The 14,594-nt window shown below is 27.5% G+C and carries 13 protein-coding genes; all 13 read right to left on the bottom strand.

Features of this window, described 5'->3' with window-relative positions; all coding sequences use genetic code 4:
- Positions 1-147 precede the first annotated feature (147 nt).
- Positions 148-876, bottom strand: coding sequence for a TrmH family RNA methyltransferase (locus tag ACD762_RS02950; RefSeq protein ID WP_423364368.1), 729 nt, complete (start codon positions 874-876; stop codon positions 148-150).
- Entirely contained in the window at positions 876-2,033 is a 1,158-nt protein-coding gene (locus ACD762_RS02945) for a lipid II:glycine glycyltransferase FemX (RefSeq protein WP_423364367.1), read from the bottom strand. The genes ACD762_RS02950 and ACD762_RS02945 overlap by 1 nt, the downstream gene beginning before the upstream one ends.
- Before the next feature lie 60 nt (positions 2,034-2,093).
- Complete coding sequence (locus ACD762_RS02940; RefSeq protein WP_423364365.1) at positions 2,094-3,275, bottom strand: hypothetical protein; 1,182 nt, start codon at positions 3,273-3,275, stop codon at positions 2,094-2,096.
- Positions 3,276-3,360: 85 nt separating this feature from the next.
- Entirely contained in the window at positions 3,361-4,068 is a 708-nt protein-coding gene (locus ACD762_RS02935) for a TMEM175 family protein (protein ID WP_423364363.1), read from the bottom strand.
- A gap of 141 nt (positions 4,069-4,209) precedes the next feature.
- Positions 4,210-4,962: a pyruvate formate-lyase-activating protein gene (gene pflA, locus ACD762_RS02930; RefSeq protein WP_423364362.1), complete on the bottom strand. Its 753-nt coding sequence runs from the start codon at positions 4,960-4,962 to the stop codon at positions 4,210-4,212.
- A gap of 52 nt (positions 4,963-5,014) precedes the next feature.
- Complete coding sequence (locus ACD762_RS02925) at positions 5,015-5,254, bottom strand: glycine radical domain-containing protein (RefSeq protein WP_423364361.1); 240 nt, start codon at positions 5,252-5,254, stop codon at positions 5,015-5,017.
- 41 nt (positions 5,255-5,295) lie between these two features.
- The gene (gene pflB / locus ACD762_RS02920) at positions 5,296-7,335 is read right to left on the bottom strand and encodes a formate C-acetyltransferase (protein ID WP_423364360.1); all 2,040 of its coding nucleotides are present in this window, start codon (positions 7,333-7,335) and stop codon (positions 5,296-5,298) included.
- 545 nt (positions 7,336-7,880) lie between these two features.
- On the bottom strand, positions 7,881-8,102 hold the full coding sequence (locus tag ACD762_RS02915) for a hypothetical protein (RefSeq protein WP_423364359.1): 222 nt from the start codon (positions 8,100-8,102) through the stop codon (positions 7,881-7,883).
- Between the two features lie 118 nt (positions 8,103-8,220).
- Positions 8,221-9,387 carry a CDP-glycerol glycerophosphotransferase family protein gene (locus tag ACD762_RS02910; protein ID WP_423364358.1) on the bottom strand — a complete coding sequence of 389 codons (1,167 nt, stop codon included), beginning with the start codon at positions 9,385-9,387 and terminating at the stop codon, positions 8,221-8,223.
- A 47-nt stretch (positions 9,388-9,434) separates the two neighbouring features.
- Positions 9,435-10,013 (bottom strand): ribosome biogenesis GTP-binding protein YihA/YsxC, encoded by a 579-nt coding sequence (yihA, locus tag ACD762_RS02905; protein WP_423364357.1) that lies wholly within the window; start codon positions 10,011-10,013, stop codon positions 9,435-9,437.
- Entirely contained in the window at positions 10,013-12,331 is a 2,319-nt protein-coding gene (gene lon / locus ACD762_RS02900; RefSeq protein WP_423364356.1) for an endopeptidase La, read from the bottom strand. The genes yihA and lon overlap by 1 nt, the downstream gene beginning before the upstream one ends.
- Positions 12,332-12,413: 82 nt before the next feature.
- Positions 12,414-13,688, bottom strand: coding sequence for a trigger factor (gene tig, locus ACD762_RS02895; RefSeq protein ID WP_423364355.1), 1,275 nt, complete (start codon positions 13,686-13,688; stop codon positions 12,414-12,416).
- Between the two features lie 209 nt (positions 13,689-13,897).
- Positions 13,898-14,590, bottom strand: a complete 693-nt coding sequence (locus ACD762_RS02890) for a 5'-methylthioadenosine/adenosylhomocysteine nucleosidase (RefSeq protein ID WP_423364354.1) — start codon at positions 14,588-14,590, stop codon at positions 13,898-13,900.
- Positions 14,591-14,594: the final 4 nt, after the last annotated feature.

The following is a 14,594-nucleotide window of genomic DNA, read 5'->3' as shown; positions in this document are numbered from 1 at the left end:
TATTATCTCCTTTAAATACATAAGTTATTTTTGTGCAAAATACACTTCAATTTACTTAATTATAACATAGATTTATAAATTAGTATTGCTATATTATAACTTTAATGAAATATATATTGTCCTTTTTTTGTTGCTTTTTGGTTGTTTTTAATTTTTTTGAGAAAGTTGATAAAACATTATTGCACTAGCACTTGCAACATTTAATGAGTCAATATTATCAATAGGAATAAAGAAGTTTGTATCCATTTTATTTAACAATTCTTTTGACATTCCTTGTCCTTCATTGCCTAAAAATATCATAGTCTTTTCATTTATTGTTGTATTTTTATTTAGTGTTTTAGCATTTTCTATTGATGTACCGATAAGTTTATAGTTATTTGCTTTATATTTATCTATATTATCAAGTAAATCTTCTGATATTATATTTAATCCAAAGATTGCCCCTTGACTTGCTTGTATTGTTTTAGGATTATAAATATCAACACTGTTTAAGTTCATTATTATATTTTTGTAATTAAAAGCAAGTGCATTACGTAAGATTGTTCCACAGTTTCCTGGATCTTGGATTCTATCTATAGCTATAATATCACTATTATAATCTATTTCATTATTTAAATAAGTACAAAGTCCAATATATCCACTTGATGATTGCTGATTTGATAATGCCTCAAATACATTGCTTGAGACTACTATGTATTCTGTACTTAAGTTATAATTTTCATCTGTTGTTATTACTAACTCTAATGATTTATGTTTTATTGCTTCTTGTATTAAGTGCATGCTTTCTATCAAAAATTGTTTATTTTGATCACGATATTTTTTTTGTTTTAGCTTTCTAATTTGTTTTATAGTGCTATTTGTTGTTGAGGTAATCATTATTTTTTAAACCTTGCTTTTATTTTTTTAGCTGCCGGTAATGCTTTATTAAATAAGTAATAAATAAATGGCTTAGTTACAACATCAAAATCTCCAACATATTCAAAAAGTTCAGGATGAAATTCACTTTTAAATCTAAATAAGCCATCATCTAAATTACCTTGAACTCCTCCTAAGTTGAAATAGTCATATCCATTATTTTGGGCATCTACTATTCCATGGAAGTGTAAAGCATATCCTGCTTTATATTTTGAATACTCATCATCTGATGCTCCATAAAACATTTGAACCATTGGTGTACCATACAAACAAATAATTGCATTTGTATAAATAAATTGTCCGTGTTCTTTTGCAAAGTTTTCTAGTCTTGTAATTTCTTGCTCATTATTTTTTTGTTCTTTTGCAAAACTTATCAGTTTATTAATGTCTAATTTTGCAAAAAATATTTTTATATTATTTGTATCTTTAAATGCATGATACATTTTCATAAAGTATTCTTCATTTCTTAAAGCTACATGTTGTCTTGCTTCTGTTATTTTTGATAATCTTGCAAATTCTTTTACACCATATTCACTAGTATCTTCAATAATTTCATAACCTCTTGCTTGAAGATAAGTTTCTTTAACTAGTCTTCTTTTTTTGCTCTTTATTTTGCTTATTAACTCTTGTCCATCTTTTAGGTTAACAACCATTTGAAATCTCGGTTGAAATGTTGAAGACATGTCTGTTGATAAACCTTTACTTACTGCATGTTTTATTAACATATCATAATATTTTGAATTGTCTTCTAGTACTTCTAATGTACGGCAATCTTTTTTAAACATAGCAATTTCTGGATCAAATCTTAGAGCAAACCCATTATTTTCACTAACATATTTTTTTAGTAGTGTAATTACTTCAGAAACAAGTCTTTCATCATTATAGTCAGTAACAAATCCTCTACTACAATAAAATAATGATAATGAACCTATTGCTTTTCTTTCTAATAACATTGCAGTAGCTACAATTTTATCATTTTCTTTAAAAGTTAAAAAATGACCTTTCCAGTCTTCTTCTTTAACTTGAGACCAATATGTGGTTTGTAAGATGCTTCCAAATTTATTATTCATTGAAAATTGATTAAATTGTTCAATATTTTTTTCTTGTATTATTTCCATTAGTTTTAACCTCCATAACTTATTTATTATATCATATTTATGATATATTAGGTTAATGAGTTAGTTTGTTAGTACATAAAATGAATAGATATATGGCTTATAATTACCAAAAGATAACGTTGTTTCTTTAATGAAGTTATTATCTTGATATAGTGATGTATAAACATTGTAATCATAATCTATATAATATATTCTATCTTTTATTATTTTAAAACTCATTATTTCTTTGTTTGTATTTGTTTTATATTTTAATTCTTGGTTTAAATCTTGGTCATATAAATATATCTCGTTAAGTTCACTTAAAATTAAGATATATTTTTTATTATTAATAGTAAAATTTTGATATTGTTTTATCAAGCCTATTTCATTATATACATTTATTGATTTTACTTGCTTAAAAGTATTAGGATCAAACATTAATAATGAATTTGCTGCAGAATCTTGTTTTACTACATAAGCCATTTTTTCTGTGTAGTAAGGATTTATTAAGTTATCAATATAATTGTCAATTAATGAGACAGTTGTTTTTTCTTCTTTATTGATGTTTTGTATTGTATATTCTTTTGTTGTGATATTATAATTCAGAATTTTATATAATACATTATCTTTAGGTTGTTTTATATAAATTTCATTTGCTTCATTGCTGAACTTAAATAACAATCTGATATTCTTATCTTTAATGTATATGTTATCTAGTTTATAATAATCAAATTCTTTTTTATCTAATTGTAATAATTGCATACACTGAGTTGAATTACTAATATTAATATTTTCTTTATTAGAGTAGTCTTGTGTGTAATAAAATGAAAGATTATTGTTATTTATACTATTAAAATCATCGATGTTTTTAATTATTTCACATTGGTTTTGCGAGTAAACATATTTACTATTCATATCATAATACATTGGTTTAGTTAGATTTATAAATAGTTGATCACTATTATCTTTCATTATTTCATTCATTTTGATATTTGTTTGGCTTTCATATGTTGATTCAAAATTTTCAATTATATTACCTTCAGCATTATTTATAGCTAAAAATTCTTTTGCATCTTTTTGATTTGCTTCTGCTTTTTCTATATTATTATGGATACTTCCATTTACAAAGTATTTAACATCTTTTAAATACTGTTTATCACTTACAACAACATCTTTAAAGTTTTTATTCATGTATAATAAAGTGAATATTAATAAAATTAAACTTATTAGTATTATTTTTATTCTAGTTTTATGTTTTTTCATTAGGTCTCCCTTTTACTTTAGTATCTTAATAATAACAAAAACAACTATATTTCTCAATGTAGTTGTCGATTCTATTATAACTATTTTATCCTCTATAGTTATATTTTTTATGATTTTTTCTTCTATCTTTTTGCCAAACATTAAAATAAGTATTTAATATTGGTATTCCTAAAAAAAGATACATTGCTAGTTCAGTAAAATAATTTGCTAATACAAAGTTAACTATCATTCCTATTGTTACTATAATTGACATATGTTTATATCTTGAATTTAAAAGTTTTACAAAATCGACTTCTTCTTCATTGAGTGTTACATCATACTTTATTCTAGCATTTAGACTACTTTTAAACATTCCATAGTAAAATATATTGTTTATTAAGTATATCACTCCATAACTCATTACAGCATATTTAGCGGCATCTGTGTGTATGGCTTCTATTGTCCATTTTGTGAAAAAAGGTAGTAACGAAGTAGCAGCTAACCAAAAAATGTTTCGATGTATAAATGTTTCAGTTATGTAGGTAGTTCTATCTAATAGTCTTCTTTGATTGTTCCATAAAGTCATTATTAATAAAAAACTAACTAAAAATATTATAATACTGCTTATAAGCTTATTAATTTGAATTGTAGAAGTACTATCAGGAATTGGTACTTCTAATATTGTTATGGTTGCTATTATTGCTATTACACCATCACTTATTCCTTCTAGTCTTTTTTTAGATTGTTCACTATTCTTTACTAAATAGTCATGAAAATCAAAATTATCAAGTATCTTTTTTCTTTGCTTTTGCATTAGAGTCACCTCTATTTAATATTAACACTTTTCTTCTAATATGTTGTTTTATTATGTAATTAATTTAATAAATAGCTTTCCTTTCATAAAAAAGACAAGATCTAATGATCTTATCTTTTTATACACAGTAGTTATTAATAGTTAAAACATTGATGGAAACATTATTTTGTATGCTTTGTTAACATCATCAACATTAGCATCTCTATTTTTCAGTTGATATTTAAGTCCTAGTTTATCCCATTTTGCTTTTGCCATGGAATGATATTTTAAAATATCAACATTTTCGATATTTGGATGCTTTAGAATAAAATCTCCTGTTTTTTTCAAATCTTCTTCATCATCTGTTTTTGTTGGTACTAAAACATATCTAATCCATACCTTTTTATTCTTTTCACTCAGATAGTCTATAAATGATAGTGTATTAGTGTTTGGTTTAGTTGTTAGTTCAATACATTTATCATTATCTATATGTTTTATATCTACTAAAAATAGATCAACTACATCTACTATTTCTTTAATTTTATTATTAAAGTCTGTATTATTATTTTCAAAGTTAGCTCCTGATGTATCAATAGCAACATGAAAATTAGCTTTTTTTAATTTTTTAGATAAAGCTAACACAAAGTCTGGTTGCAATAATGGTTCACCACCACTAATTGTTACCCCACCATCATGTAGATAGTATTCTTTTAATTTCATAATATCATTAAATACTTCTTCTACTGTTTTTGCATATTCTTTATTATGTGATATTTCAAATGTTTCAGGGTTATGACAGTATTGGCATCTTAATGAACAACCTTGTAAAAAGAGCACAAATCTTGTTCCAGGGCCATCTAAATTACCCATGCTTTCATATTGATTTACATATCCTACTATTTCATTGTCGTTCATAATATATACCTCCTACTAATTAATGGCTCCTATATAGGAGCCATTAGCTTAATTACATTTTATCGTGGAATGTACGTGATATTACATCTAATTGTTGTTCACGATTTAATTTTGTAAAGTTTACAGCATAACCGCTTACTCTTACTGTTAATTGTGGATATTTTTCAGGATGTTCCATTGCATCTTCTAAAGTTGATTTATCAAAAACATTAACGTTTAAGTGGTGCCCACCTTGTGAAGCATATCCATCTAATATATTTACTAAATTATCTATTTGTGTTTTACTTGCCATGATTTGTTTCCTCTCATTTCTTTAATATTTTTATTTATTAATTACATACAAACATTTTTAAATGGGTTACAAATTTCAATATCTTCTGATTTTCCTAATGAATCAGGAATAATTGAGAATGTATTTGAAATTCCATCTTGTGCATGTTGGTATGGTATTTTTGCTACTGATGATAATGAAGCTAAAGCTCCTGATTTATCTCTACCATGCATTGGATTTGCACCTGGTGCAAATGGTTCACCTTTTTTACGTCCATCTGGAGTTGAACCTGTTTTTTTACCATATACTACATTTGAAGTAATTGTAAGAACTGACATTGAAGCATGTGAATTTCTTAAGTGGAATTGTCTTCTAATCATATTCATGAATTTCTCTACTATTTCAGCAGCGATTTCATCTACACGATCATCATTATTACCAAATTTAGGGAATTCTCCTTCTGTAACAAAGTCAATTGCAACACCATTTTCATCTCTAACTGGTTTTACTTTTGCAAACTTAATAGCACTTAATGAATCAGCTACTACTGAAAGTCCAGCAATCCCTGTTGCAAAGTTACGTTTTACATCTCTATCATGGAATGCCATTTGAATTGCTTCATAAGCATATTTATCATGCATATAATGAATAATATTTAATGTGTTTGCATAAAGTTCTGCTAACCATTCTAAAGTTTCTTCATATCTTTCCATAACTTCATCATAATCTAAGTAGTCACCTTCAATTTTTCTGATTTTTGGTCCTACTTGAGTTTTACTTAATTCATCTACTCCACCATTTATTGCATATAATAGTGCTTTAGCTATATTAGCTCTTGCTCCAAAATACTGCATTTCTTTTCCTACTCTCATAGCAGATACACAACATGCAATTGCATAATCATCACCATAAGTTTGTCTCATTAAATCATCGTTTTCATATTGTACTGATGAAGTTGAGATTGATGTTTTAGCACAGAACTGTTTAAATGGTGCAGGTAAGTGTGTTGACCATAATACAGTTAAGTTTGGTTCTGGTGCTGGTCCAAGGTTTACTAATGAATGTAGTATTCTGAATGAGTTTTTAGTAACTAATGATCTACCATCTAATCCCATTCCACCAATTGCTTCTGTTACCCAAGTTGGATCTCCTGAGAATAAAGCATTGTAATCAGGTGATCTCATGAATTTAACCATTCTAAGTTTCATAATGAAGTGATCCATATATTCTTGAGCTAAATCTTCTGTAATTAATCCTTTGCTTAAATCTCTTTGGATATAAATATCTAAGAATGATGAAACACGTCCAATTGACATTGCAGCTCCATTTTGTTCTTTAATTGCTCCAAGATATCCAAAATATAACCATTGAATAGCTTCTTGTGCATTCTCTGCAGGTCTTGTGATATCAAAACCGTATTCTTTAGCCATAACTACTAATTGTTTTAATGATTTAATTTGCTCAGCTAGTTCTTCTCTTAACTGAATATTTTCTGGTGTCATTGTAAATGGCATTTCATTAATTTGAGATTTCTTATCTTCAATTAATCTATTAATACCATATAAAGCTACACGACGATAGTCTCCGATAATACGTCCACGACCATAAGCATCTGGAAGTCCAGTAATTACACCTGTTTTTCTTGCAGCTCTTATTTCTGGAGTATATGCATCAAATACACCTTGATTGTGTGATTTACGATATTTTGTAAATATTTCATCTACTTCAGGATCAATTTCATAACCATATGATTCTAAAGCTGATTCTGATGTTCTAATTCCACCATAAGGTTGTAATGCTCTTTTTAGTGGTTTATCTGTTTGTAATCCGACAATTTGTTCTCTGTCTTGATCAATATATCCTGCTTTGTGTGAAACAATAGATGATATTACTTTAGTATCTGCATCTAGAACTCCACCATTATTTTTTTCTTGTTCTAATAAATCTAAAACTTCTTGCCATAAATACTTTGTATTTTCTGTTGGATCAGTTAAGAAGCTATCATCACCTAAGTATTCAGTATAATTTTGTTGGATGAAATCTCTAACATTGATTTCTTTAGTCCAAATCCCTTGATTAAATTCTTTCCAAGTATTAAACATGTTTTGTTCCTCCTAATTGTTATATATATAGTGTTTTATAATTAACACTTCAATTTCTTTACATCTATATTATAACAATTAGTAAAAGATATTCAATAGCTTTTGATAAAAAACTACAATACATACACGGTAAAACATATTATTTTTTCTTATAGAAACTATTCAATTATTTTATTTATAATACTTATAATTAAATAAAAATATTTTTACACACCTGCAACACTAGTATTAGCCAAATTACTATCTCTTTTCACTAAAATATAGAATTTTTCTATCAATAGTGATATAGAATTTAGTAATAGCTTTAATTTATTTTTATATTTTTAACATTTGTTAGGCTGTGTCTAAAATATGTACTTTTTTGTTGCGCTAATAAATGCGATAGCTAGTGTATTCTTTCACAATTACTTTTTTTAATTTGTGATTTTATACACAAATATTTTTTAACAAAAATATCTATCAATAAATAAAAGCACCCATAAAAGTTGATTTTAGATCTAACTTTTAGGGTGCATTACAAACTCTAGCTTTTTGATAATTTTAAATTAGTGTTTATACAATTTATAAATTTTATATTCAACTACTGATGTTGTTATTATTAATCCAATAATCATCATAATTGAAATTAAAATCATTCTTGAAGTATCAACTCCAACAATTGTGTTTGCAATTGTAGATAGGATTAATATTACGATTAATCCTAAAATACTTTTGAACAGTCTATTTACTATTTTTTTGTACGCACACATTTTTTCATAATAATCCACAATTGACATCTCCTTGCATTTATAGGTATATTATAACTCTTTATCATATTAGACACAAGTATGAAATTTTATTATACATATGCTATTAAGACTATTAAATTAATATCTAACTTTAGATTTACTTAGTTAGATTATCTATAAGTTGGATTGTTTTTTCTAGACAATCCTGGTTAGTTTTGGGATTGTATTTTTCAGAAAATGTTGTAAAGTCATATTTATTTTGTTCTTTTATTAGTTGTATAATTTGATCTGTGCTATTAGTAGGCTTTGTTACTAAATCTTTTTCATAATCTAGATAGAAACCTCTTAATTTATTTTTATATTCATTTACATCTTGAGCAAAGAAAAAGAATGGTCTTTTTAAAATTGAATAATCAAAGAATACTGATGAGTAGTCGGTAATTAATATATCAGACACTATATATAATTCATTTATATCATTATACTGTGTGACATTTATTATATTTGGGTTTTTAAAGTCTTTGCTTTTAGTTATTATATAATGATATCTTAGTAATATTATATAATCAGGAAATGCTTGTTTTATTTTTTGAAAATCAAGTGTTGTTTCAAAACTATATTTTCCAAGACCTTCATTTAAATTATCTCTATATGTGGGTGCATAAAGTATTACTTTTTTATCATTTGGTATGTTAAGTTTTTGTTTTATTGCTTTGATGTTTGCTTTGTTGTATTTGTATAGTAATTCATTTCTTGGATAGCCTATTTGTAATATTTCTTGTTGATAATTGAAGGCACTTTTAAATTTTTCTGTTGCATAATCACAACTACTATATAAGTAATCCCATCTTTTAACATCTTTATCAAACATTTCTACATAATCATCTAAACTACCAGCAGAAGGCATGTGATAGGTTGTTAAGTCGTGAACTAATTTTTTTAATGGTGTTCCATGCCAGGTTTGTATAAAAATTTGTTGATCTTGTTTTAGCCAATACTCTGGCATTCTTTGATTAGAAACTATTATTTTAGCTTGTCTTAATAATGTATAGTGTTCTTTGCTATTTCTTTTTACTGTCTGATATTCTAAAAACTTTTTTGGATCGTTTACTATGAATATGCATTGGTACTTTGCCTTATCTAAGGCATCGTAGATTGCCTTAGGATTATCTAAAATGCTTCTTCCAAAAAAACATTCAAAGGCTATTAGCTTTTTATTAACCTTATTTTTTGTTTTTTTATTAACTGTATATATTTGATATTTTCTAATTGTTTTGTTATATATTTTTCTTAGTAGATTATTGATTTTTATTTTAAGTAACATTATATTTCTCCTTAAAAAAAGACTGACATATTGTCAGTCTATCATTTTTATAAGTGTTTTTCAAATGTTTCAAACACTTTATCGATATTAATTTTTGATTCACTTGAAAATGGTATTAATACTGATTCATCAACATTTAATGTTTTTTTGATTAGGTCTAGATTTTTTTTACGATCATTTCTTTTTACTTTATCTTCTTTAGTTAGAATATAGGTAACTGGAATATCATAGTAATCTAGAAATTGAGACATAATTACATCATCTTCGCTAGGTTTATGTCTAAAATCTATAAGCATTATGACAGCTTTTAAATTTGGTCTATTGACCAAATACTCTTCTATCATTTTTCCAAACTCTTCTCTTTGTTTTTTTGATACTTTAGCATATCCATAACCTGGAGCATCTACTATACTAAATTGTTCATTTATAATAAACCAGTTTAGTACTTGTGTTTTTCCAGGTTTTGAACTTGTTTTAGCAAGTTTGCTATTTTCAAAAATTGTATTTATAAATGTTGATTTACCAACATTTGATCTTCCACAAAGAAAGAATTCTGGTAAGTCTGAATCAGGAAAATTATCTGAATTAGTTCCACCAACTAAATAGTATGCGCTTGATATTTTCATTATAATAACACTAGCTCTACAGCTTGTTCAACATTTTCAATTGGTACTATTTCAAGTTTTTCGACTACTTCACTAGGAATATCTTCAATATCTTTTACATTTTCTTTAGGGATAAGTATTTTCTTAAGACCTGATCTATTGGCTGCAATTGATTTTTCTTTTAGGCCACCAATTGGTAAGACATTACCTCTTAATGTTACTTCACCTGTCATACCAACATCACTTCTAACTTTTCTTTTTGTTAAAGCTGAAATCAAAGCACATGACATTGTTACTCCGGCACTTGGACCATCTTTTGGAACTGCTCCTTCAGGAACATGAATGTGAATGTCATTCTTATCAAAGATTGTATCATCTATACCAAATTTTTCGGTATTAGCTTTTACATAGTCTAGAGCAATATTAGCTGATTCTTTCATTACATCACCAAGTTGTCCAGTAATTATTAATCTTCCCTTACCTTTAAAGTAATTGACTTCAATTGGTAATATATCTCCACCAAATGCTGTGTAAGCTAAACCTGTAACTACACCAATTTGATCACTTTGTTCTTTACTTGAATATGAGAATCTTGGTTTTCCCAATTTTTCTTCTATCATTTTTTTATTAATCTTTAGTTCTACACCATCTTTTAAGATTGATATTACTTCTTTACGAGCAAGCATTGCAATAGTTCTTTCTAATTGTCTAACTCCTGCTTCTTTTGTATATCTTTGGATTAAATATTTTAATGATTCTTTATTAATTTTAAGTTGATTTTTTTCTAAACCATGTAATTTAGCTTGTTTAGCAACTAAATGATCTTTTGCTATCATTACTTTTTCTTGTTCAGTATAGCTTGATAGTTCGATTATTTCTAGTCTATCTCTTAATTCATTTGGGATATTTTCTAAATAATTGGCTGTAGCAATAAACATTACTTTTGAAAGATCATAATTTTCTTCTATGTAGTGATCTGAGAACATTGAGTTTTGTTCTGGATCAAGTACTTCTAGCATTGCTGAAGATGGATCACCTTTGTAATCTGAAGACATTTTATCTATTTCATCTAATAAAAATACTGGATTAACTACTTGAGCCTTTTTCATACCTTGTATTATTCTACCTGGCATTGAACCTAAGTAAGTTCTTCTATGTCCACGAATTTCTGATTCATCTTTTACTCCACCAAGAGACATTTTTACAAATTCTCTATTTAGTGATCTTGCAATTGATTTAGCAATTGAAGTTTTACCTACACCTGGTGGTCCTACTAAACAAATAATAGGTGCTTTTAGTGAGTTTGTCATTTTCATTACTGCAAGGTATTCTAATATTCTTTCTTTTACTTTTTCAAGGCCATAGTGGTCTTTATTTAGAATATCTTCTACTTTTTTTAAATCTGATTCATCTTTGGTTTCTTGATACCAAGGAATTGACATTACCCAGTCAAGATATGTTCTTATGACATTAGCTTCTGAACTAGAAGCAGGCATTACTTCATATTTTCTTAATTCATCATTAACTTTATCAATAACGTGTTTAGGGAAAGGTTCTTCTGCTAATCTTCTTTTTATAACTTCTACTTCATCTTCTTTGTCTACTGCTTCCCCTAATTCTTCTTTAATTGCTCTCATTCGTTCTCTTAAATAGAATTCTTTTTGATTGTCATTTATTTTTTCTTGAACATTTTCATTAATACTAGACTCTAGTCTTGAAATTTCCATTTCATTTCTTATTTCTTGTAATGCAAGTTCTAATCTTTCGTTAATGTTTAATGTTTCTAACATCTGTTGTTTCTTTTCAATATACATTGGGAAATATTGGGCAATCATATCAGTTAGGTTAGCTGCGCTAATTCCATTTGTAATCTCTGTTATTATCTCTTGTGGAACATTTGGGATTACTGAAATTAAATCATCAATTGCTTTAGCAATTTGTCTTACTAATGCGGCTTCTCTTGTTTGATCACCTGAAACATCGTCTTTTACTTCGATGTTTGCTAAAAATAGTTCATCATCACTGATTACATCTAATATATTAGCTCTTTCTAATCCTTCTAAGGAAACCCTCATACTACCATCATCTCTAGTGTTAACTAATCTGATACGGCATAGTGTACCGAATTTATAAATATCTTCAGTTGTAGGAATATCAATATTAGGATCTTTTTGTGTTGTAATGAAAACATAATCATCATAATCTTCTTGAGATCTTATTATTGCTTCAAGGCTTTTTGGTCTTCCAACTTCTAAATTGAAGTTATTACTTGGAAAAACAAACATACCTCTTGTGATAACCATTGGGATATCTTTGAAAATTTTCTTTTTAACTGACATATTTTCGCCTCCTTTTAACATGTCTTTATTAGCAAAAACAAGACGCTGCGCGCCTTATTTTTGAATATATAGCTTACAACTATTATTTTACGTTGCTTTTAATAATATCTGCAGCTTTTTGCATTTTTATTTCAAACATGATTCCAGATTGATCAGGAATCATTTGTTTAATTTGTTCTACAGGCATATTGTAAACTTCTGATAATTTTACAATTTCTTCTTCAACTTCTGCATCACTAACTTCAACTTTTTCAGTTTCTGCAATTTTTTCAAGTACTAATGTATACTTAAGTTTATTGATTGCATCACCTTCCATTTGTTCTCTTACTTGTTCAGCAGTTTGTTGAGTCATTTGTAAGAACATTTCTTCATTCATACCTTGCATTTGAAGTCTTTGCATGAATTGTTGATACATGTTGTCTAATTCTTGATCGATCATTGCTTTTGGAACATCAATTTTTGTAGCTTCTATTACTTGGTTAACTAAGTCATTAGTATAATCCATTTCAGCTTGTTGTTGTTTTTGTTCTAAAATTTTAGCAGCTAAATCTTCTTTCATTTCAGCAACTGTAGTTACACCTTCAATACCTAAACCAACTACAAATTCATCGTTTAATTCAGTTTCTTTAGCTTCTTTAACTTCGATAACTTTAACTTTGAATACAACTGGTTTACCAGCTAAATCTTCTGCTTGGTATTCTTCTGGGAATGTAACTTCTACATCTAATTCATCATTAGCAGCTTTTCCAACTAATTGTTCTTCAAATCCAGGAATGAATGTATTTGATCCAACTTCTAAAGGATAACCTTCACCTTTTCCACCTTCAAATGCTACACCATCTTTGAATCCTTCAAAGTCAATAACAGCAGTATCACCTTCGGCAATTGCACGTTCTACAACTTCTAATGTTTTGTTTTGTTCTAACATTGCATCGATTTGTTGTTGAATTTCTTCATCTTCTACGATTGCAGCTTCTTTTACTGCAGTTAATCCTTTATAATTACCTAATTCAAATTCAGGTTTAACTGTAATTGTGAATAGTACTTTTAATTCATCTTCAGTCATAGCTTTAATATCTAAAGCTGGTTGAGCTACTGGCCAAATGTCATTTGCTTGAACTGCATTAACATACATTTCGTTTAACATTGTATCAGCTGCTTTGCTTAATACATCAAAAGGATTAACATTTTTCTTAACCATTTCAATTGGAGCTTGACCTTTTCTGAAACCTTTGATTTCAAAGTCTTCTCCTGCTTTTTTCCACTCTGATTCTACTGCAGCTTGCCATGCAACTACTTCTGCGTTTACTTCTATTTCAATAATTGAATTTTCTTTTTTATTTACGATTGTTTCCATTATTTATGAATTCCTCCTTGTTTTTATAAAACCTTAATTATTATATAACAAAAAGTATAAATAAGCAAGATAAGTAAGGGGATATAAAACCCTTGTTCACTGCTAATACACTTTTAATTACTATGTCTTTGACAATATGTAATTGGTGTGAATAAAATGCTATTTTTTTATTAATTTACACTTTAAATATTGCCTGAATATCTTTACTGTTATAGTGCTTTTATGATAGTATGAGCTGCTTTTGCTGAGTTTTTGCTTGCAAGTTGAATATATTGTTCAAACTGTATTTGATTTGAATCACTATCTCCAATTACATCTGATATTGATCTAAAAACTACAAATGGAATTTTTTTCAAAAAGGCAATTTGAGCTATTGCTCCTGCTTCCATTTCAACAGCACAGACATCTTCAAAGTTATCTGTAATGTGAGTAACTTTTTCAGTATCGGCTACAAATGTATCTCCTGATGCTATAGTTGCATAATGATATGTTAATCCTGTTTCACTTAATGATTTCATCATGTTATCTGATACTGCTGATTCATAATAAACTGGTAAATTTGGTAACATTCCTAATGGTCTATCTGCTGCAGTCAGATCAACATCATGTTGACATACTTTTTTTGCAACTACAATATCCATTGCTTTTACATGATGATTATTTACCACTCCACCAGCACTACCAATATTGATAATAAAATCAATATCTAACTCGTTTAAGATTGTTACAATACTCCATGAAGCATTTACTTTACCTATTCCACTCAACATTAAAACTACATCTTTATCTTCTATTCTACCTTGATGATATTTTACTCCATTAAATTCACCTTCTTGTGGATTTTCCATAAGGGCTTCTAATTCTTGATATTCTTCTTGCATTGCTGCTACAGCTAAAATCATAATT

It is taken from the genome of Mycoplasma sp. P36-A1 (assembly GCF_049478495.1).
Lineage (GTDB): Bacteria > Bacillota_I > Bacilli_A > JAJDGJ01 > JAJDGJ01 > P36-A1.
The sequence above is the reverse complement of the archived record's forward strand: the minus strand, read 5'-3'. Positions and strand labels throughout refer to the sequence as shown.